Annotated in this window: 21 protein-coding genes; 11 read left to right on the forward strand and 10 right to left on the reverse strand. The window is 69.4% G+C overall.

Annotated elements, in window-relative coordinates; all coding sequences use genetic code 11:
- Positions 1–30 precede the first annotated feature (30 nt).
- Positions 31–1,077, reverse strand: a complete 1,047-nt coding sequence (locus tag OPU70_RS15980) for an NAD(P)-dependent alcohol dehydrogenase (protein ID WP_498558228.1) — start codon at positions 1,075–1,077, stop codon at positions 31–33.
- A 125-nt stretch (positions 1,078–1,202) separates the two neighbouring features.
- Here OPU70_RS15980 and OPU70_RS15985 point away from each other — a divergent pair, with 125 nt between their 5' ends.
- On the forward strand, positions 1,203–1,607 hold the full coding sequence (locus tag OPU70_RS15985) for an ArsR/SmtB family transcription factor (protein WP_498558229.1): 405 nt from the start codon (positions 1,203–1,205) through the stop codon (positions 1,605–1,607).
- Between the two features lie 2 nt (positions 1,608–1,609).
- Positions 1,610–2,587 carry an SRPBCC family protein gene (locus tag OPU70_RS15990; RefSeq protein ID WP_056375372.1) on the forward strand — a complete coding sequence of 326 codons (978 nt, stop codon included), beginning with the start codon at positions 1,610–1,612 and terminating at the stop codon, positions 2,585–2,587.
- A gap of 103 nt (positions 2,588–2,690) precedes the next feature.
- Here OPU70_RS15990 and OPU70_RS15995 read toward each other — a convergent pair whose 3' ends face one another.
- Together OPU70_RS15995 and OPU70_RS16000 are read right to left on the reverse strand one after the other, a co-directional pair.
- Positions 2,691–3,107, reverse strand: a complete 417-nt coding sequence (locus OPU70_RS15995; RefSeq protein ID WP_042538235.1) for a DoxX family protein — start codon at positions 3,105–3,107, stop codon at positions 2,691–2,693.
- A 43-nt stretch (positions 3,108–3,150) separates the two neighbouring features.
- A complete protein-coding gene (locus OPU70_RS16000) occupies positions 3,151–3,897 on the reverse strand; it encodes a ribonuclease H family protein (RefSeq protein WP_042538233.1) in 747 nt (248 codons plus the stop codon).
- Between the two features lie 84 nt (positions 3,898–3,981).
- On the opposite strand from OPU70_RS16000, the gene OPU70_RS16005 reads away from it, so the two are divergent.
- Positions 3,982–5,034, forward strand: a complete 1,053-nt coding sequence (locus OPU70_RS16005; RefSeq protein WP_498558230.1) for a mechanosensitive ion channel family protein — start codon at positions 3,982–3,984, stop codon at positions 5,032–5,034.
- An 18-nt stretch (positions 5,035–5,052) separates the two neighbouring features.
- Here the strand turns inward: OPU70_RS16005 and OPU70_RS16010 are convergent, their stop codons facing one another.
- The 4 genes from OPU70_RS16010 to OPU70_RS16025 all read right to left on the reverse strand — a co-directional run bounded on the left by OPU70_RS16010 (position 5,053) and on the right by OPU70_RS16025 (position 7,124).
- Positions 5,053–5,292 (reverse strand): hypothetical protein, encoded by a 240-nt coding sequence (locus OPU70_RS16010; RefSeq protein WP_311877223.1) that lies wholly within the window; start codon positions 5,290–5,292, stop codon positions 5,053–5,055.
- Positions 5,293–5,379: 87 nt separating this feature from the next.
- Complete coding sequence (locus tag OPU70_RS16015; protein WP_042538227.1) at positions 5,380–5,709, reverse strand: hypothetical protein; 330 nt, start codon at positions 5,707–5,709, stop codon at positions 5,380–5,382.
- A 70-nt stretch (positions 5,710–5,779) separates the two neighbouring features.
- Complete coding sequence (locus OPU70_RS16020) at positions 5,780–6,085, reverse strand: protealysin inhibitor emfourin (protein ID WP_042538225.1); 306 nt, start codon at positions 6,083–6,085, stop codon at positions 5,780–5,782.
- Positions 6,060–7,124 carry a M4 family metallopeptidase gene (locus OPU70_RS16025; RefSeq protein ID WP_498558231.1) on the reverse strand — a complete coding sequence of 355 codons (1,065 nt, stop codon included), beginning with the start codon at positions 7,122–7,124 and terminating at the stop codon, positions 6,060–6,062. Before OPU70_RS16025 ends, OPU70_RS16020 begins: the two co-directional genes overlap by 26 nt.
- Positions 7,125–7,372: 248 nt before the next feature.
- On the opposite strand from OPU70_RS16025, the gene OPU70_RS16030 reads away from it, so the two are divergent.
- The 3 genes from OPU70_RS16030 (at position 7,373) to OPU70_RS16040 (ending at position 11,631) form a co-directional block, all read left to right on the forward strand.
- The gene (locus OPU70_RS16030; RefSeq protein ID WP_498558232.1) at positions 7,373–8,590 is read left to right on the forward strand and encodes a hypothetical protein; all 1,218 of its coding nucleotides are present in this window, start codon (positions 7,373–7,375) and stop codon (positions 8,588–8,590) included.
- Between the two features lie 73 nt (positions 8,591–8,663).
- Positions 8,664–9,869 (forward strand): hypothetical protein, encoded by a 1,206-nt coding sequence (locus tag OPU70_RS16035; protein ID WP_498558233.1) that lies wholly within the window; start codon positions 8,664–8,666, stop codon positions 9,867–9,869.
- A gap of 241 nt (positions 9,870–10,110) precedes the next feature.
- Positions 10,111–11,631 (forward strand): SDR family NAD(P)-dependent oxidoreductase, encoded by a 1,521-nt coding sequence (locus OPU70_RS16040; protein WP_498558234.1) that lies wholly within the window; start codon positions 10,111–10,113, stop codon positions 11,629–11,631.
- Between the two features lie 129 nt (positions 11,632–11,760).
- On the opposite strand, the gene OPU70_RS16045 is transcribed toward OPU70_RS16040, so the two are convergent.
- On the reverse strand, positions 11,761–12,099 hold the full coding sequence (locus OPU70_RS16045; RefSeq protein WP_498558235.1) for a winged helix-turn-helix transcriptional regulator: 339 nt from the start codon (positions 12,097–12,099) through the stop codon (positions 11,761–11,763).
- 77 nt (positions 12,100–12,176) lie between these two features.
- On the opposite strand from OPU70_RS16045, the gene OPU70_RS16050 reads away from it, so the two are divergent.
- Entirely contained in the window at positions 12,177–12,830 is a 654-nt protein-coding gene (locus OPU70_RS16050; protein ID WP_455904089.1) for an FMN-dependent NADH-azoreductase, read from the forward strand.
- A 399-nt stretch (positions 12,831–13,229) separates the two neighbouring features.
- Here OPU70_RS16050 and OPU70_RS16055 read toward each other — a convergent pair whose 3' ends face one another.
- Together OPU70_RS16055 and OPU70_RS16060 are read right to left on the reverse strand one after the other, a co-directional pair.
- On the reverse strand, positions 13,230–14,312 hold the full coding sequence (locus tag OPU70_RS16055) for a sensor histidine kinase (RefSeq protein ID WP_042538354.1): 1,083 nt from the start codon (positions 14,310–14,312) through the stop codon (positions 13,230–13,232).
- Positions 14,313–14,340: 28 nt separating this feature from the next.
- Positions 14,341–15,012 carry a response regulator transcription factor gene (locus OPU70_RS16060; RefSeq protein WP_042538211.1) on the reverse strand — a complete coding sequence of 224 codons (672 nt, stop codon included), beginning with the start codon at positions 15,010–15,012 and terminating at the stop codon, positions 14,341–14,343.
- Positions 15,013–15,114: 102 nt separating this feature from the next.
- Here OPU70_RS16060 and OPU70_RS16065 point away from each other — a divergent pair, with 102 nt between their 5' ends.
- Genes OPU70_RS16065 through OPU70_RS16080 form a run of 4 tightly spaced genes read left to right on the forward strand, consistent with a single transcriptional unit; the run spans position 15,115 to position 18,840 of the window.
- Entirely contained in the window at positions 15,115–15,723 is a 609-nt protein-coding gene (locus tag OPU70_RS16065) for a M15 family metallopeptidase (RefSeq protein WP_498558236.1), read from the forward strand.
- Positions 15,720–16,856 (forward strand): alanine racemase, encoded by a 1,137-nt coding sequence (gene alr, locus OPU70_RS16070; protein ID WP_498558237.1) that lies wholly within the window; start codon positions 15,720–15,722, stop codon positions 16,854–16,856. The genes OPU70_RS16065 and alr overlap by 4 nt, the downstream gene beginning before the upstream one ends.
- Positions 16,853–17,809 (forward strand): D-alanine--D-alanine ligase family protein, encoded by a 957-nt coding sequence (locus OPU70_RS16075; RefSeq protein ID WP_079112085.1) that lies wholly within the window; start codon positions 16,853–16,855, stop codon positions 17,807–17,809. Before alr ends, OPU70_RS16075 begins: the two co-directional genes overlap by 4 nt.
- Complete coding sequence (locus OPU70_RS16080) at positions 17,806–18,840, forward strand: acyltransferase family protein (RefSeq protein WP_498558238.1); 1,035 nt, start codon at positions 17,806–17,808, stop codon at positions 18,838–18,840. Before OPU70_RS16075 ends, OPU70_RS16080 begins: the two co-directional genes overlap by 4 nt.
- The last annotated feature ends 86 nt before the right edge of the window (positions 18,841–18,926 follow it).

The raw sequence follows: 18,926 nt of genomic DNA on the forward strand, positions 1-18,926 counted from the left end.
GTCGGTGCCCGACCGCACGGCGCTCGTGCGTCACGGGACGATGACAGCGCGACCGCGGATGCTGTTCGCGGCGAGGTCCTCGTAGGCCTTCGGGCCGTCGTCGAGCGAGTAGGTCTCGGTCTGCACGTGGATCTTGCCCGCGCGGGCGAGGTCGAGGACCTCGATCAGCTCGGAGCGGGAGCCCCAGTAGGGGATGCGCACGGCCGCGTCGTAGGCGATCGCACCGAAGCCGAGGCTCATGGTCCCGCCGCCGATGCCGACGATCGTGACGTCTGAGTCCAGCGCCGCCACGCTCTGCGCGAGCGCCATCGTCGGGTTGGCGCCGACGAAGTCGAACACGGCGTTCGCGCCCAGGCCGCCGGTGATCTCGCGGATCTTGTCGGCGGCGGAGGCATCGCTGATCAGCACGTGATCGGCGCCGACCTCTGTGGCGAGCGCCAGCTTGGTGTCGTTCACGTCGAGGGCGATGACCGTGGCACCCGAGATCGCCTTCAGGATCTGGATGCCGACGTGGCCGAGGCCGCCGGTGCCGATGACCACCGCGAAGGTGCCTGCACCGAGCTTCGGGAGTGAGCGCTTGATCGCGTGGTACGGGGTGAGGCCGGCATCCGTCAGCGAGACGTTCTGCGCGGGGTCGAGGTCGCCGAGCGGCACGAGGTGGCGGGCGTCGTCGACGATCATGTACTCGGCCATCGAGCCCTGGCTGCCGAGACCGGGAGGGCGGATGCCCTCAGCGGCGGCGTTCGTGCAGTAGTTCTCCATTCCCTGCGAGCAGTTGTGGCAACGTCCGCAGCCCCACGGTCCGTAGACCGCGACGGCGTCTCCGACCTTCAGCGTCGAGTCGACGCCCTCACCGATCTCGTGCACGATCCCCGCGCCTTCATGACCGAGCGTCAGCGGCAGCGGGTAGCTCTGCTCGAGGTAGTCCTTCTCGGGGAGGCCCATGACGTAGTCGTCGGAGTGGCAGACGCCGCCAGCGGTGACCTTGAGCAGGACCTGACCCGGCCCCGGCTTCGGAATCGGAATGTCGACGACGACGGGCGGCTTGCCGATCTCGACGTAACGGAGAGCTTTCATAGTGTCTTCCTTCCAGCAGATCGAGTGGTCTGCCGCGCGGTGCGGAAGGCGGGAGCGCTCGAACCTGCCACTTCAATTATCGAACCTGTTGACATCCGCCCCGCCCGGGTCTAACGTACAACCAAATGGTTGCACAAAGAGAACTGAGCGAAGCGGAGGTCGACCGTGTGTTCCACGCACTGGCGACGTCGACCCGGCGAGACATCCTGCGCCGGACGATCGAGCGGGAGCAGTCCGTCTCGACCCTCGCCTCCGAATACGAGATGTCGTTCGCCGCGGTGCAGAAGCACGTGGCCGTGCTCGAAGCAGCGAATCTCATCGTCAAGCGCGCCGAGGGACGCGAGCGGCTCGTCCGCGCGAACCCCGAGATGATCGCCCGCGCCAGGGCGCTGCTCGCCCGATACGAAGAGCTGTGGCGGTCGCGCATCGCCCGACTCGACGAGCTGCTGGCCGAGACGCCGGCACGCTCAGGGACCGATCGGTCCGACGACGACACCACCGATGAACCACGAACCCAAGAAGGAGACTGACAATGCCTGTCACCGATGTCACCACTGATGCCGAGAACCTGACCATGACGGTTCTCGCAGATTTCGCCGCCCCTGTCGAGCGGGTCTGGGACGCCTACAGCGACCCGCGTCAGCTCGAGCGCTTCTGGGGCCCTCCCGGATGGCCGGCCACGTTCACGAAGTGGGACCACACGGTGGGCGGCAAGGCCAACTACACCATGAACGGCCCCCGCGGCGAGAAGGCCTCGGGCACGTGGGAGTTCCTGCGCATCGATGCCCCGCACGGCTTCGAGGTGCTCGACGCGTTCGCCGACGAAGAGGGCACGCCCGACCCCGACCTGCCTTCCATGCGCATGGTGTTCACGTTCGAGCCCACGGCAGACGGCACGCGGATGGTCACCACGAGCTACTTCAGCTCGGCCGATGCGCTCGAGCAGGTCGTGTCGATGGGCGCGGTCGAGGGCACGAAGCTCGCGATGAGCCAGCTCGACGCGGTGCTGCAGGACCTCCGCGACTACGCGCAGGGCAAGGGCACGCAGGTCGAGCTGCTCGACGACACCCACGTGCGCATCACGCGTCTCGTCGAGGGGCCGCGCGAGCTGGTCTGGCGTGCGCACAACGATCCCGAACTCATGAAGCAGTGGCTGCTGGGCCCCGACGGGTGGGAGATGACCGAGTGCGTCGTCGCGACCGAGGTGGGTCAGACCTACCGCAACTCGTGGGCGCCCGTGGGTGACACCGAGGGGCAGGCGTTCGGATTCGAGGGCGAGGCGCTGCTCATCGACGCGCCCCGGCGTTCGGTGCAGACCGAACGGATGGTCGGGATGCCGGTCGAGACGCTGAACGACCTGAACCTCTATGAAGAGGACGGTGCGACGCTGATCACGCTCTACATCGAGTACCCCGACAAGGAGACGCGCGACATGATCCTCGCCACCGGCATGGCCGACGGCATGGAGACCTCGTACGCACGCCTCGAGCGGGAGCTGCTCGCGGTCTGACGTTCACAATTCAGCAGGAGGAGGCGGTTCTCACGAAAACCGCCTCCTCTCTGCTGGCTTACCGGCTTTCATGCTGAATTGTGAACGAGCAGCGGCGACGAGGTCAGAGCGCGGCCATGCGATCGGCGCGGCGCGGGGTGCGCGTCGACCAGATCGCGAGTGCGATGAGCACGGGCTGGAAGAACAGCCGCACGAAGCGCTTCATGTCGGTGTCGAGGCCGAAGGCGTCGCGGTGCTCGACCCACTGCGCGATGTTGCCGGGGAAGACGGCGACGAAGAACAGCGCGGTGATCACGCCGACCAGCCCCCGACGCTTGCGTGCGACGAGCAGGGCCGCACCCAGACCGACCTCGACGACGCCCGAGGCGAGCACCGTCACGTCCGGATCGAGCGGCACCCAGTCCGGCACCTGCGCCTGGAACTCGTCTCGCGCGAAGGTCAGATGCGAGACGCCGGCGAAGAGGAGGAAGGAGCCGAGGAAGATCCGACCGACGGTACGCGCGACACTCTTCTTGGGCATGGTGCGAGTGTACGCGGGCTGTGCGGCTGAAGCCCCGCGCGCCTCAGATCAGGCGGCGGAGCGCCTCCTCAAGCGAGATGCCCTGCGCCTCAGCGCTGTCTCGCAGGCGGGCGTGCTCATCGGACGAAAGCGCCAACTGCACCACGATCGGGTCGTCGACGGGGGCATCGAGGCCGTCGAGCAGATCGGATGCCTCGGCCCACAGCGGCTCGGCGATCGCCGTCTGCGCGCTCGTGGTGGCAGCAGTTGAGACAGGAGGGGAAGCGGATGCCGGAGCGGCCGCGGCGATCGGTGCGGATGCGGCGACGGCGGCCCCGGCACCCGTCGACATGGTGAAGCCGGGTCCGCGGCGCGGCTCCTGCTTCGCCTGGTAGGCCTTGGCGGCGGCGTTCGCACGCTCGTCCGCCGCCTCGTTCAAGGGGTGACCGGCGTGGCCCTTGACCCACGAGAATTCGACGTCGCGCCCGCGGATGGCCTCGTCGATGCCTTCGAGCAGATCGCGGTTGAGCACCGGCCCGCCGTCTGACTTGCGCCAGCCCTTGCGCTTCCAGCCCGGCATCCACTTGGTCACCGAGTCGATCACGTAGCGGCTGTCGCACTCGATCATCAGCTTCTCAGAGATGCCTGCTGTCGCCTGCAGCAGCTCGAGCACGGCCCGCAGCTCGCCCTGGTTGTTCGTGCCGTGCGGCGAACCGCCCGCGGCCCAGTTGTCGTCGTCGATGTACCAGGCCCAGCCGTTGGGGCCGGGGTTGCCCAGGGCGGAGCCGTCTGCGGCGGCGGTGATCGTCATCCCTCAACCGTAGCCGCGCGCGGCGACACCGCACGCTGGCCGGCGTCTTTCGCGTGCTGCCCGCCCGCGGCATAGTGTGGAGTGATGCCTTCCGACTTCACATGGAATTCCTGGATCGGCAGCGCGGTGGCGATCGGCACCGCGATCGTCGTCGCCGCAGCCGCACTCGCGCTGCTCGCTCTGGTCGCCAACCTGATCAGCCGGCGGGTGCCGTGGGTGCGTGATCTCGCCCGTCGGGTGCGCAACGCGATGATCGTGGCAGCGGCGGTGGTCGCGATCTGGATCGCCGCGTCCGTCACCGAACCCGCGGAGCAGTCCTGGTGGCCATCGGTGTCGAGGATCTTCTTGATCGCCACCATCCTGACCGGGTCGTGGCTTCTCGCCGCATCGGTCTCATTCGGCTTCGAGAGGCTCATCGACCGTGAAGAGGCCGTGCTCGTCGGTCCGGAGGCGCGCCGTCGGCGCACGCAGCTGCTCGTCATCCACCGCCTCGTGCTGGTCACGATCGCCGTGCTCGCATTGGGCACCGTGCTGTTCACGTTCCCCGAGATGCGTGCAGTCGGCACGAGCCTTCTCGCCTCCGCCGGAATCGTCAGCATCATCGCGGGCCTTGCCGCGCAATCGATCCTCGGCAACCTGATCGCAGGCGTGCAGGTCGCGTTCACCGATGCGATCAAGGTCGGCGATGTCGTGGTCATCCAGGGGGAGTGGGGGCGGGTCGGTGAGATCAACCTCTCGTACGTGGTCATCTACGTCTGGGATGAGCGGCGACTCGTCGTGCCGTGCAGTTACTTCACGACCACGCCGATCGAGACCTGGACCAGGAAGTCCGACAAGATCCTCGGCACGGTCTATCTGGATCTCGACTGGCGGGTGCCGATGGACGAGCTGCGCCAGGAGTTCCAGCGCATCGTCGAAGCGTCGCCGGCGTGGGACGGGCGGTCGTGGGACGCGGCCGTCACGGATGCCCAGGGTGGTTTCGTCACCGTGCGCCTGGTGATGTCGGCCAAGGACTCGGGCGATCAGTGGACGTTGCGCTGCGAGGTGCGGGAGAAGATCATCGGCTGGCTGCAGCGAGAGCACCCCGACGCGCTTCCGCGAACACGGGTCGACCTGGCCCCGCAGCTCGCGGACTGAGGCGCAGCGAGGCCGACGTCAGTCCTCGGGTTCGGGGTCGGGTTCGCCGTTCTCGGTCGAGGACGACTCGGGCGCGGGCGGCGCGACGGGGAACGCGACCGAACTGACCGACACACCGGGACCGAGCCCCAGGCCGATCGACAGCGGGTCGACGGCCGGCACCTCGTCGAGCACCTCAGACTCCGTGCGTTCGAGCGGCTCGGAGGGCAGAGTCCACTGGTTCTCTTCTTCGTCGGTGCGCTGCTGGAAAAGTCCCATGGGTCCCATTCTCGACCTGCCCCGCGGCAGGGAGGCCGGATTCACACCGGATTGGTCGCTTCGGACGGTCGGTGCAGACGGATGCCGTCAACCGACGCGACGGAACGTGAAGTACCCCGCGACATGGCCGTGGTTGACGACGCCGGTGCCGGTGCTCAGCATGCGCGCCGAGGTCGTCGCGCCGGATTCGACGAACGTGTAGCCGGTGTGCTCGAGACGCCACCCGATGCGCTCGACCTCGCTGAGGAAGTAGCCGACGTGATCGTCGCTCACGAAGTCGTTCTCCGCGGAACCCCATGACGAGGGCTGGCCGGTCAGTCGGCTGACCTCGGCCTGCAGGTGCAGCAGCGCATCGCCGCGGTCGTAGGCGTCGCGTGACAGCTGCAGCAGGCGCGTGGCCTCTTCGCTCGTCGGCATGATGTCCCCTCTTGTCGTCATTCCCTCAGCGATGGTGGTTCGTCGCGGCCGCCTCGCTCGGTGCGGGGCGTCAGGCGGATGCCTCGCGGACGGCGTCGACGAGTTCTCGCCACGGGCCGTCCAGTGCGGAGTCGGGAAGCTCCCGCTCGCGCTCCTCTGACGGCGTGCGCACTCTGATCAGCCAGACGAAGCGGTCTGCGCCCGAATCGGTGTCGCTGTCGGCATCCCACGGGCAGCTGTCGACCATCGCGATCCAGTGGTGCGTCTCGGCGGGATCGGGTTCGACCTGCCATTTGCGACGGATGCCGGCGATGCCGCCCGTGCGCACCACCGCGATGACGACCTGCGGGTCAGTCGGTGCGGGGGACTCGCTCATCTTCATAGACTCCCACGGTCGCCCACGCACGTCGAGCGGCTGCGGCCGTGGCGTCGTCGATGGCGGATGCCGCGGCGACGGTCGCGTCGGCGAACTCGGTGAAGCTCGCGGTGCTCGACACCCCGCCTGTGAGCGCGCGATACCAGACGGTTCCTGCGGTCTCCCACGCGTTGCCGCCGAGGTCGATCGCGAAGAGGGCGAAGGCGCGATTGGGGATGCCGGAGTTGATGTGCACGCCGCCGTTGTCTTCGGTCGTGCGGACGAAACCGCTCATGTGCGCCGGCTGCGGATCCTTGCCGAGCTCGTCGTCGTCGTAGGCGGTGCCCGGCTCGATCATGGAGCGCAGTGCGCTGCCCTGCACGGCATCCGTGAAGATCTCGGCACCGATGAGCCAGGTCGCATCTGCTGCGCTCTGCCCGAGGAGGTGCTGCTCGGTGAGAGCGCCGAAGACGTCGGCGATCGACTCGTTGAGCGCACCCGGCTGCCCCTGGTACTCCAGGTTGGCGGTGTACTGCACGACGCCGTGTGCCAGCTCGTGACCGATGACGGTGGTCGACGAGGTGAAGCCGACGAAGACCTCGCCGTCGCCGTCGCCGAACACCATGCGCTCGCCGTCCCAGAAGGCGTTGTCGTAGTCGATGCCGTAGTGCACGGTCGCATCGAGCGGCGCGCCGGCGTCGTTGAGCGAGTTGCGGCCGAAGGCGGAGAGCAGCATCTCGAACGTGGCCCCGAGGCCGTCGAACGCCTCGTTGACGGACGTGTCGGCGACCGGCTCGTCGTCTTCACTGCGCACGATCGCACCGGGGAGGGTCTGCGTGTTGCCCGCGTCGCTGATCGTGCGGTTGGGGGCATCGGAAAGCTGGGCGACGAGGTCGCCGTTCTCGTCGATCGAGAGGTCGAGGCGTGCGCGGAACGGCGGTCTGCCCGCCGTGAGCGTCTGCCGCGCGGCCGCAGCGGCGCGGGGGTAGCGGCCCGACTCGGCGAGGCGCGCGAGCAGGTAGGACGGGACGACTCCTGGGGTTTCGGTGTGGCTGCTCATGTTCAGACCCTACGCCGAGGGTCCGACGTTTCGGCAAGGGCCGGCGCGCGTCGGACGTGGACGGAGCGTGTACGCCCGTCACGGTGAAGAGCGCCCCAGAAGTCCCCGTTCTCCGCATCCAGACGGCGCACACGCCCACGGACTCCCCTCATGCACGCGTACTTCGCCGTGTCGTCCGACCTGCCCGAACTCCCACGCACAGCACCTCGACTTGAGAGTGAGAATCGTTCTCAATAGTGTGGAGTCTCGTGACCCCCTCTCCCCGCGCCGGCCGCACACTCGTTCTCGCTTCGCTGCTCGCCGCCGGTCTGACCGTGACCTCGTGCGCAGCATCCGACGCTCCCGCACCCGCCTCGAGCGCGGCGGTCGCGCCGAACGACGGAGTCGACGGCGGGGGAGCCGCCGAGGTCGCATCGCCGGCGCTCGCACTCGTCATCGCCGACGCGGACGGCGAGCTCACCCTGCTCGACCTCGAGACCGCAGAACGCTCGACGCTCGCGGATGCGGATGCGGATGCGGATGCCGTGCTCGGCGTCGGCCGTTTCGCCCACCTGATCCATGTCGACGGAGACGGCACCCGCGTCGACATCATCGACTCGGGCCGGTGGACGGTGCCGCACGGCGACCACACGCACTCTTTCCTCGGTGATGCCGGCATCACCGGGTCGATCGACGGAACCGGCCCCGCCGACATCCGGGTCGGCGACAGCGCCACCGCCGTCCGCTTCGGCAGAGAGGTCGCCCTCGTCGATCACGAGAAGCTCGCCGACATCGAGGACGCCCCACGCGTCACTCTCCCCGTCGATCCGACCGGCCCCGTCGTCCCGTTCTCGGGACACCTCCTCGCGGCCGCAGGCGAGATGATCCACATCGTCGACACCGAGGGCACCGCGACCGGCGTCGGCGCGCCCTGCACGAGCTCGACCGATGCCGACCTCACCCGCGTGGGCGCCGTCTTCGCCTGCGACGCCGGAGCGGTGCTCGTCACCCGACAGGTCGGGGGAGCGCTCGCCGCTGAGCTCATCCCGTATCCGGCGGGATCCGCGCCGGCCTCCGACCTCGCCGGACGCGCCGACCGCCCCGACCTCGCGGGCATCGCCGCCGACCAGGGCGCCTGGTTGCTCGACGTCAGAGCCCGCGAATGGATGCTGCTCGCCGCAGACACCCCGCTGATCCGTGCCGCGGCGATCGGCGACGACGAGAGTCGCACGGTCGTGATCGCGACCGACGGCACCGTGCGCGTGCTCGCTCCGGACGGCACCGAGCTCGCCAGAACAGAGCCGCTCCTCGCGGCATCCGCCTCCGACCCCTCCCTGCGCGATCGGGTGCAGCTCCTGGTCGACGCCCGCCATGCCTATGTCTCCGACCCGGCGACCGGAGCCGTGTTCGAGATCGACCACGCCGACGGTGCCGTGACCCGCACCCTCGACGGCCTCGATCCCCATCAGATCCAGCTCGTCGGCTGAGCCGCACCCGAACTCATCGACGGCATCCGTCGTCACGCGCAGCCTGCGCACCCACCAGAAGAAGGAGAACCCCATGCATCGACCTGCCCGCAGCCGCCTCGCGGCCGGCGCGATCGCCGCGCTCGCCGTGGTCGCGCTCGCCGGATGCGCGACCGCAGCGCCGTCCGCGTCCGGAGAACCCGAATCCTCATCGGCGCACGAGGGCGACACGAGGGTCGCCGTCGCCTACGACGGCGGCATCGTCGTGCTCGACGGCGAGACCCTCGAGACCGTCGACTCCGCCGAGCTCGACGGATTCCTGCGCGTCAACCCGGCCGGCGACCATGACGGACACGTCTTCGTCACCGCGGCCGACGGCTTCCACGTGCTCGACACCGGTCTCGCATCCGACACCGTCGAGTTCACGGGCGAGGTGTTCGATGCCGTCACCCCCGGCCACGCCACCCCGCATGCCGGGCGCACCGCGCTGTTCGACGACGGCACCGGAGACGTGACCCTGTTCGACACCGATGCTGTCGGCACAGGAACCCTGCCGGAGTCGCAGACCGTCGAGTCGGAAGCGGCTCACCACGGCGTCGCCATCGAGCTGTCGGACGGCACGCTGCTGTCGACCATCGGCACGTCGGAGTCGCGCAGCGGCGTGCGTCTGCTCGCCGACGACGGCTCGGAGCTCGCCCGCGACGAGCAGTGCCCCGGGGTGCACGGCGAAGGCGCCCTGAAGGGCGAGACCATCGTGTTCGGCTGCGAAGACGGCGTGCTCGTGTTCGCAGACGGCGCCTTCACGAAGCTCGACGCCCCCGACACGTTCGGTCGCTCGGGAAATGCCTACGTGACCGACACCAGCGCGATCGCAGCGCTCGACTACAAGTCGGACCCCGATCAGGAAGGCTACCTGCTCTCGGAGCTCGCGCTCGTGGACACCGATGCGCAGACCCTGTCCGTCGTCGCCCTGCCCGAGGGTGTGGAGTACACCTGGCGCGGGGTCGGCCGTGACGGCCACGACAACATCATCGTGCTGGCATCCGACGGCACGCTCAACGTGCTCGACGAGGCCGGCGCTGTCGTCGATTCGTGGGATGTCATCGAGCCGTGGGAGAGCCCCGAAGAGTGGCAGCAGCCGCACCCGGGCCTGCGCGTCGTCGGAGACATCGCGTACGTGACGGAGCCCGCGGAGAACCGCATCCTGGCCGTCGACCTGCACACCGGCGAGATCTCGGCCGAGGCGACGCTCGACGTCGTGCCCGGCGAGTTCGTGGTGGTCGGCGCCGCCGGACACTGACCCGGTCAGAGCCACCGGAGCCATCGGATGCTGAGGGGCGGGGCCGTGCGCGGTCCCGCTCCTCAGCAGCGAGGCGTTCACAATTCAGCACAGACAGCGACTCGGGAAGCCGTTTTTCCCGCTGTTTCGGCCCGCCTCTCGTCGACGACGCCGATTCTTGCTGAGTTGTGAACGCCGACCGGCGGTCCGCGGTCCAGCCTTCCCAGGAAAGCACCGCGCGATCTCGCGTAAAATCGGCACAATGACCGATGCCCCCTCCGACGCTGCACCCGACCTCGGACCCGGCATCGACCCCGAAGATCTGGCCACCACGCTGCGGGTTCTGTCCGAACTGCACCAGATCGACAACGAGCACCCCGACTTCGTCGCCGTGCGCCACGCGACCGCCGCGATGTTCAAGGCCGTCAAGCGCGTGCGTCGCAAGGAGATCCGCGATGCGATCGCCGACGCCGACAGGGCCGTCGTCGCCCGCACCGCCACCGGTGCGCCCGACCGCATCGACGACGAGACCCGTGGCCACGACCTCGCGACCAGCGTCGTCGACGCCCCCATCGCGGGCGAGCTGCTCAAGCCCCGCAACTGCTACATCTGCAAGCAGCCGTACACGCTGGTCGACGCGTTCTATCACCAGCTCTGCCCCGACTGCGCGCGCTTCAGTCACGGCAAGCGCAACGCCCGCACCGACCTCACCGGCAAGCGCGCGCTGCTCACCGGAGGCCGCGCCAAGATCGGCATGCACATCGCGCTGCGGCTGCTGCGCGACGGCGCCCACACGACGATCACGACGCGCTTCCCCCGCGATGCGGTTCGCCGATTCTCGGCGCTGCCCGACTCGGGCGACTGGCTGCACCGCCTGCGCGTGGTCGGCATCGACCTGCGCGACCCCGCCCAGGTGATCGGGCTCGCCGACTCGGTCGCCGCGCAGGGTCCGCTCGACATCCTGATCAACAACGCGGCGCAGACCGTGCGCCGCTCGCCGGGCTCGTATTCACTGCTGGCGGATGCCGAGCTGCAGCCGCTTCCCGACGGACCCCTGCCCGAGATGGAGACGTTCGGGCACACTGTCGACCCGCACCCGCAGGCGCTGCAGGCCTCGGTCGACTCGCACCCGCTGCTGTCGGTCGCGGCCCTCGGCGGAACCGTGGCCGCGCAGGGCGGCCAGGCGCTGACGGCCGAAGACCTCGCACGTCTCGCGATGGCCCCCGGGTCGTCGTCGCTCGAGAAGCACGCAGACGGCACCGCGATCGACGCGGGCGGTCTCGTGCCGGACGTGAACACCTCGAACAGCTGGGTGCAGTCGATCGACCAGGTCGATCCGCTCGAGATGCTCGAGGTGCAGCTCGCCAACACCACCGCGCCGTTCCTGCTGATCAGCCGCCTGCGTGCTTCGATGGCCGCATCGTCGTCGACCCGCAAGTACGTGGTCAACGTCTCGGCCATGGAGGGGCAGTTCTCGCGCCGCTACAAGGGCCCGGGTCACCCGCACACGAACATGGCGAAGGCCGCGCTGAACATGCTGACCCGCACGAGCGCCGGCGAGATGCTCGAGACCGACGGCATCCTGATGACCGCCGTCGACACCGGCTGGATCACCGACGAGCGCCCGCACTACACGAAGGTGCGTCTGGCCGAGGAGGGCTTCCACGCCCCGCTCGACCTCGTCGACGGCGCCGCCCGCGTGTACGACCCGATCGTGCGCGGCGAGGCCGGCGAAGACATCCACGGCGTCTTCCTGAAGGACTACGAGCCCAGCCCCTGGTGACTCGGGCGGCCGCACACCCGGTCGTCTGGCTGATGAGTGCCCGGATTGCTGGGTGAACGGATCGGCCCGGTCAGCCCGACGGGAATCGGTCAGCCGGGTGGGGTGCGGGAGGCGACCACTCGGCCGGCGTCAACGAGCGCGGAGCTCGAGGTTCGCGGACGCCCAGGTGCCGAGCTGATCGAGGATGGGCAGCAGCCCCTGGCCGCTGTCGGTCAGCGAGTACGAGACCGTGACCGGCGGGCCCGCGTCGACCGCGCGGGCGACGAGTCCTGCCTCGGCGAGTTCGGCGAGACGGTCGGAGAGCACGGTGTCACTGATGCCCGAGACTGCGCGGCGCAGTGAGACGAAGGTCGAAGAGCCCCCGCCGAGCGACGAGACGATCATGCCGTTCCAGCGCTTGCCGAGCACGCTGAAGGCCAGTGTGACGGCGGCGTCGCACACGTGACGCTCTTCGTCGATCTCGGCCATGGCCCCATCATACCTGTGCTACGTTAACGCGAGTCGCTAAGAAAAACAGAGCGACTACGCAAACGAAAGGCACCTCCATGTCCCTGTTCCGCCTCGACGCCAGCATCCTTCCTGCGTCGTCCGCCAGCCGTTCGCTCGCCGACCTCGTCGAAGCAGAGTGGACGGCATCCCACCCCGACTCCACCGTGACCCGCCGCGACCTCGCCGCCGACCCCGTGCCCGCGACGGCATGGGCGGATGCCGTGACCGGCGGCTTCGTCGAGGAGGCGCAGCGCACCGATGCCCAGCGTGCGGCCCGCGCCCTCGCCACGACCTTCGCCGACGAGCTGATCGCCGCCGACGCGCTGCTGTTCGCCGTGCCGCTCTACAACTACGGCGTCTCACAGCACTTCAAGACCTGGTTCGACCTGGCGTACACCGATCCGCGCATCGACCCCCAGGGCACTGCGCTCCGCGGCAAGCCCGCGACCCTCGTGACCGTGCTCGGCGGCAACTACGCACCGGGAACCCCCAAGGAGGGTTGGGACCACTCCACCGGATGGCTGCGCCGCGTGCTCGAGGACGTCTGGGGTCTCGACCTCCGCGTCGTCGAGCGGCCCTTCACGCTCGTGGGTGTGAACCCGGCACTCGACGCCTTCGCCGACACCGCCCGCGAGCTCAAGGAGAACGCCGAGCAGTCGGCACGCACCTACGGCCGCGAGCTCGCTGCACTCCGGGGCGAGGTCGCCTGACCCGGCATCCGGAGGGCCCCGTCCCATCGGGGGCGGCCCCGCCCCAGCGGCGGCCCGTCTGCAGGATCACAGCACGGATGCAGGGCTGAACGACGTTTCCGGTCCTGCATCCGTGCTTCGGTCCTGCAGACGGCATCCGACCTTGACCGTCGGCGGTCGGCCGACCTTCGGGGTCGGCCACTTTCGGAGTGCCCCGATCAGCAGCGGCCCGTCTGCAGGATCACAGCACGGATGCGGGGCTGAACGACGTTTCCGGTCCTGCATCCGTGCTTCGGTCCTGCAGACGACATCGAGCCTGGACCGCTGGCGGTCGGCATCAGTCCTGGACGTCCGGCATGCGGCTTCAGCCCCGGACCGGCGGCGCCCCGGCTTCAGATGCCCGGTTTCAGACGGACACCGTCAGGCAAGGGGCCCCGGGAACGGATGCGGCAGCCACACCGTCACGTTCAACCCGCCCCCTTGGCGAGCCGTGAGCACGAGCGACCCCTCGTGCGCCTGAGCGATGCGCTGCACGATCGCGAGGCCCAGGCCGACGCCCCCGTGATCGTCGCTGCGGGTGCGGTCGGCACCGCGTTGGAAGGGCTCGGCGAGCGTCGCCACGAGATGGGCAGGCAGCACGTCGCCGGTGTTCTCGACCACGAGCGCGACGGCATGCGGCAGGGTGTGCGTTCGGACGACGACGGTGCCGTCGACGGGGCGATTGTGCACGATCGCGTTGTGCACGAGGTTGGTGATCAGTTGCTGGAGCAGGGCCGGAGAACCGAGCACGTTCGCGGTGTCGCCGCCGACGTCGATCGTCACGCCGCGGCGTTCGGCGAGCGGAAGCAGCGTCTCGGCGGATTCCTCGGCCAGCAGTGAGAGGTCGATCGGCTCGCGCGTGAATGAGCGGCGCTCGGCGCGACTGAGCATCAGCAGCGCTTCGGTCAATTCGATCGCCCGCGTGTTGACCTCGTGCAGCCGGTCGATCAGCGCGTCGACGTCTCGATCGGGGTCGTTTCGGGCGACTTCGAGCATGGTCTGCGAGATCGCGAGCGGGGTGCGCAGCTCGTGCGAGGCGTTGGCGGCGAACCGCTGCTGCTCGGCGACGTGCGCCTCGAGCTGCTCGAGCATCGAGTCGAAGACGTCGGCCAGGTCGCGGAACTCGTCGCGCGGCCCTTCGAGGGCCACCCGATGCGACAGCGACCCCTGAGCCGCGAGCCGGGCAGCGCGCCCGATGCGGTCGAGGGGAGCCAGCATCCGACCCGCGATGATCCAGCCGCCGCCCAGCCCGATAGCGAGCAGGACGAGCATCATCGCGACGGCCGCAGGGATGAAGGCGCGGATCAGGTCGGAGCGATTCGGCACGAACAGGTCGAGATCGTTGGGAATGTTCACGTCGGGCACGTACCGCAGCAGGTAGAAGGCGACCGCCGCGAGCAGCCCGATACCCGACACGACGACGACGCCCGCGTAGCTCAGCGTGAGCTTCCATCGCGCGCTCATGCCGCGGCGCCTCGGTGTGCGGACCTGGTCAGCCATCGGCATCCGTCCCGATGCGATAGCCGACGCCCGGCACCGTGAGGATCAGCCAGGGCTCACCCAGCCTCTTGCGCAGCGACGAGACCGTGATGCGCACGGCGTTCGTGAACGGGTCGGCATTCTCATCCCACGCGCGCTCGAGCAGCTGCTCGGCGCTGACGACCCCGCCGCCTGCGTCGATCAGCACCTCGAGCACGGCGAACTGCTTGCGCGTGAGCGCGACGTACCTGCCGTCACGGAAGACCTCGCGGCGGAACGGGTCGAGTCGCAGCCCCGCCACCTCGAGCACGGGTGGCCGCACGCGCTGCCGTCGGCGATCGAGGGCACGCAGGCGCAGCACGAGCTCGCGCAGCTCGAACGGCTTGGTCAGGTAGTCGTCGGCGCCGATCTCGAAACCTGTCTCCTTGTCGTCGAGGCGGTCGGCCGCGGTGAGCATGAGGATCGGGATGCCGCTGCCCGACGCCACGATCGAGCGGGCGACGTCATCGCCCGAGGGGCCGGGGATGTCGCGGTCGAGCACGGCGAGGTCGTAGGAGTTGATGCTGAGCAGCTCGAGTGCCGTGTCTCCGTCGCCGGCGATGTCGGCGGCGATCGCCTCGAGCCGCAGTCCGTCGCGCACGGCCTCTGCGAGGTAGGGCTCGTCCTCGACGATCAGCACCCTCACGACACAGCTCCCATGTGCTCAGAGCTTACGCACCCCCACATATCGGGAGCATATGCAAAAGCGCATACGCCGTCGCAACAGACCCCCTTCTTGACTGAGGACATGAACACACGCTCTTCCCTCAGACAGCGACGCCTCGCCGCGATCATCGGTGTCGCCATGCTCGCCGCGGCCATCACGGGCTCGGCCGTGCTGATCGGCCAGCAGTCTCTGGCGTCGGCATCCGTCTCACCGACCGTCTCTCCTGCCTCTCTCTCCGAGGCCGACGGGGTGATCCGCGACGAGGGCGCCGTGTCGGTGTTCGACGAGACTCCCGCCGTGACGAACCTCGACTCCGATCTGCTGGCCGCCGTGCGCGCTGCGGCCACGGCGGCGGAGCAGGACGGCGTGCGCATGCACGTGAACAGCGGATGGAGGTCGGCCGAGTACCAGCAGGTGCTGCTGCAGGATGCGGTCGCCGAATACGGATCAGAGGAAGAGGCCGCGCGCTGGGTCGCGACGCCCGAGAACTCGGAGCACGTGTCGGGGGATGCGATCGACCTCGGTCCGCTCACCGCGCAGGACTGGCTGGCGCAGCACGGTGATGAGTTCGGTCTGTGCCAGATCTATGCGAACGAGCGGTGGCACTTCGACCTGCGTCCGGCAGCCGTGGCGAACGGCTGCCCACTGATGTACGACGACCCGACTGCCGACCCGAGGACGCAGCGATGACCACCGCTCTCACGACCCCGCACCACGCGCTCTCGCGCATGCACGCACCGACCCTGCACACCCTTCGCGACGCGGTCGTGGCGAACGTCGGGCGGATGCGGACGGCCACCGAGTCCCGCATCATGGCGGTGGTGAAGGCCGACGGCTACGGTCTCGGCGCCGTCGTCGTCGCTCTCGCCGCGATCGACGCCGGAGCCGAATGGCTGGGCGTGACCGACGCGGGGGATGCCGCCGAGCTGCGTGATGCGGGCATCGAGGTGCCGATCCTCGCGTGGCTGAATCCGGCGGGGGTCGATGTCACTCAGGTCGTCGCGGATCGCGTCGACATCGCGGTCGGCTCTGTCGACGAGCTGCGCCAGTTGATCACCGATGCGTCGTCGCTGCCTGACGGACGCGTGCGCGTGCATCTGCACATGGACACGGGGATGTCGCGGGGTGGGGTGCCGCTCGAGGACTGGGCCGAGCTGCTGCGGGTGGCGCGCTCCGGACGCGGTCGCGTCGAGGTGGTGGGGGTGATGGGGCATCTTCCCGACGCCGACGCCGCTGACCCCGCGATCAACGCGCCCGCGGTGCTGCGGATGAGGCAGGCGAGGGATGCCGTGCTGCGCGCCGGCTTCGGTCCGCTGATCGTGCATCTCGCGGCGACGTCCGGCACGCTGACGGATCCGGCGACGCACTTCGACATGGTTCGCGTCGGCGCCGGGCTCGTCGGCATAGACCCGTCGGAGAGCGTGGCGCTGCAGGGTGCGGCGCGGCTGACGGCATCCGTCGTGCACAGCAGCGTCGTGCCGGCAGGGACCCCGGTCGGCTACGGCGGCGCATATGTGACCGAGCGCGCGACCCGGTTGAGCGTGATCGGCGTCGGTTATGCCGACGGCATCCCGCGGGAGCTCGCCGTGGGGGCAGCGGTCGCGATCGACGGCATCCGATGCCCGATCGCCGGGCGGGTGTCGATGGATCAGATCGTCGTCGACACGGGTGATCTGACCCTGCCCAGAGGCACCACAGCCGTGGTGTTCGGCCCGGAGGGCGGGGCGGTGCCGACCGTGCAGGAGTGGGCCCGGTGGGCAGGGAGCATCCCGCACACGATCGTCACGGGAATCGGTCGCCGGGTCGAGAGGGCGATCGCGTGAGAGTGCTGGTCATCGGAGGAGGGCAGAACGCCGAGCACGAGGTCTCGCTCGCGTCGGCGGCCGCGGTCGCCGACGCGCTGCGTGTCGGCGGATACGACGTCAGCACGGTAACCATCTCACGAGAGGGTGTCTGGGAGGTGGCGGGCGTCTCGGAGGGTGCCACCGCCGCCGAGTCGCTCGTTCTCGCGATGCCGCTCATAGCCGCAGCTGATGTCGTATTCCCTGCGGTGCATGGAGCGCTGGGTGAAGACGGATCGCTCGCTTCTCTGTGCGCTCTCGCGGGCGTGCGGGTGGTCGGGTCAGGGCCGCGCGCCGGGGCGATCGGCATGGACAAGTGGGCGACGAAGCTCGTCGCCGACGCGGCGGGGCTGCGCACCGCGAGCGGCCGACTGATCGATGCAGCCGACTGCGGAGACTCCGAGTTCGATGGCCCGGTGGTCGTGAAGCCCGTGTCGGCCGGGTCGAGCTACGGGGTCTCGCTCGTGCGTGAGGAGGCCGAGCTCGGTGCGGCGCTGCGGGAGGCGGCGCGCTTCGATCGACGCATCCTCGTCGAGGAGGTCGTGCACGGGAGGGAGGTCGACGTCGCCGTGATCAAGGAGTCCGGAGGGGTGCGCTGGGCGGCGCCGTCGCTCGAGATCCACGCGGCCGGGCTGTTCGACACCGCCATGAAGTACGACGGCAGTGCGCGGTTCACGGTGCCGGCGCAGCTCTCGGGGGCTGAGGCGATCTCGCTCACGCGCGCCGCGCTGACCATGTTCGACGCCCTCGGGTGCGCCGGGGTCGCCCGCATGGACTTCTTCCTCACCGCCGAGGGGCCGGTGCTGAACGAGGTCAACACGATGCCGGGGTTGACTGCGGCATCCCAGGTGCCGCGGATGTTCGCGGCGGCCGACGTGTCGTACGTCGAGCTGGTGTCGCGCCTCGTCCGCGCCGCCGAGGTGCCGGGGCGGTGACCGCGCGCGTCGGCTGGCCCGATGTCGCGAAGGGCGTGTGCATCATCCTCGTGGTGCTCTGGCACGTCGTCACCAAGCACGCGATCGCGGTCTCAGGTGCCGGGCCCGTCACCGATGCCTGGGCGACGCTCAACGCGCAGCTGCTGCCGCTGCGGATGCCGCTGTTCTTCCTGATCTCGGGGATGTTCGCAGCGCGCGCCGTGAACGCGCCCGCGGGCACCCCCTGGCGACGTCGCGCCGGCCGCCTCGCGGCGGTCTATGTCATCTGGGTCGTGATCCAGACGTTCGTGCTCGCCCTCACTCCGGACTTCGACACGGCCAGGGCGGAGAACGGATGGCAGCTGCTCGCGCAGCTCACGATCAGCCCGACCAACCTCTGGTATCTGCTCGCCCTGGCCGTGTACCTGCTCGTCGCGCGCCTCGTGAGGCACGTACCGACCGCCGTGGTGCTGCCGGTCGCGTTCGTGATCGCTGCGGTCGCGGCGGCGGGGGTGATCCCCGACCTGGGCAACCTGTGGCAGCTCGTGCAGAACCTGTTCTTCTTCCTCGCGGGGCTGCGGCTGCGGAGCGTGATCGAGCGATTCGCCGCGGGTGCGACGCCGCTGCGGATGCTCATGCTCGGAGGGGCATATGTCGCGGCCGTCGGTGCGGTCGGAGTGCTCGGCATGCGTCGATGGCCGGGAGTATCGCCGCTTCTCGCGGTCGTCGCGGTGGCATTCGGGGTCATGACGTGCGTGACGATCGACCGACATGCGAGCGTCATCGCGCGGCCGCTGCGGTGGGTGGGACAGCGCACGCTGCCGATCTACGTGATCCACATGATTCCGCTCGCCTTGATCGACGGTGCGCTGCGCGGATCCGGATGGGTCGTGACGCCGGCGGTCGAGGCCGTCTGGCCGATCGTCCTCACCGCGGTGGTGATCACCGTCTGCCTCGCGGTGCATGCCGGCCTCGTGCGAGTGTGGCTCGAGGTGCTTTTCGATCCGCTGCGACCGATCGACCGGATGACTCAGGCACGGATTGCTGACTGAGCCTCGGAGGGCTGACTGAGCCCCGGACTGCTGACGGAGGAGGCGTGTGCGGTCAGGCCGCCGGGGAAGGATCAGGCGTCCGACCG

It is taken from the genome of Microbacterium sp. SWDP-B6 (assembly GCF_059803615.1).

Excerpts from the sequence above, each read along its gene's own strand:
- OPU70_RS15980 (WP_498558228.1), bottom strand. The coding sequence starts at position 1,077 with ATGAAAGCTCTCCGTTACGTCGAGATCGGCAAGCCGCCCGTCGTCGTC.
- OPU70_RS15985 (WP_498558229.1), top strand. The coding sequence starts at position 1,203 with ATGGTTGCACAAAGAGAACTGAGCGAAGCGGAGGTCGACCGTGTGTTC.
- OPU70_RS15990 (WP_056375372.1), top strand. The coding sequence starts at position 1,610 with ATGCCTGTCACCGATGTCACCACTGATGCCGAGAACCTGACCATGACG.
- OPU70_RS15995 (WP_042538235.1), bottom strand. The coding sequence starts at position 3,107 with ATGCCCAAGAAGAGTGTCGCGCGTACCGTCGGTCGGATCTTCCTCGGC.
- OPU70_RS16000 (WP_042538233.1), bottom strand. The coding sequence starts at position 3,897 with ATGACGATCACCGCCGCCGCAGACGGCTCCGCCCTGGGCAACCCCGGC.
- OPU70_RS16005 (WP_498558230.1), top strand. The coding sequence starts at position 3,982 with ATGCCTTCCGACTTCACATGGAATTCCTGGATCGGCAGCGCGGTGGCG.
- OPU70_RS16010 (WP_311877223.1), bottom strand. The coding sequence starts at position 5,292 with ATGGGACTTTTCCAGCAGCGCACCGACGAAGAAGAGAACCAGTGGACT.
- OPU70_RS16015 (WP_042538227.1), bottom strand. The coding sequence starts at position 5,709 with ATGCCGACGAGCGAAGAGGCCACGCGCCTGCTGCAGCTGTCACGCGAC.
- OPU70_RS16020 (WP_042538225.1), bottom strand. The coding sequence starts at position 6,085 with ATGAGCGAGTCCCCCGCACCGACTGACCCGCAGGTCGTCATCGCGGTG.
- OPU70_RS16025 (WP_498558231.1), bottom strand. The coding sequence starts at position 7,124 with ATGAGCAGCCACACCGAAACCCCAGGAGTCGTCCCGTCCTACCTGCTC.
- OPU70_RS16035 (WP_498558233.1), top strand. The coding sequence starts at position 8,664 with ATGCATCGACCTGCCCGCAGCCGCCTCGCGGCCGGCGCGATCGCCGCG.
- OPU70_RS16040 (WP_498558234.1), top strand. The coding sequence starts at position 10,111 with ATGACCGATGCCCCCTCCGACGCTGCACCCGACCTCGGACCCGGCATC.
- OPU70_RS16045 (WP_498558235.1), bottom strand. The coding sequence starts at position 12,099 with ATGGCCGAGATCGACGAAGAGCGTCACGTGTGCGACGCCGCCGTCACA.
- OPU70_RS16050 (WP_455904089.1), top strand. The coding sequence starts at position 12,177 with ATGTCCCTGTTCCGCCTCGACGCCAGCATCCTTCCTGCGTCGTCCGCC.
- OPU70_RS16055 (WP_042538354.1), bottom strand. The coding sequence starts at position 14,312 with ATGAGCGCGCGATGGAAGCTCACGCTGAGCTACGCGGGCGTCGTCGTC.
- OPU70_RS16065 (WP_498558236.1), top strand. The coding sequence starts at position 15,115 with ATGAACACACGCTCTTCCCTCAGACAGCGACGCCTCGCCGCGATCATC.
- alr (WP_498558237.1), top strand. The coding sequence starts at position 15,720 with ATGACCACCGCTCTCACGACCCCGCACCACGCGCTCTCGCGCATGCAC.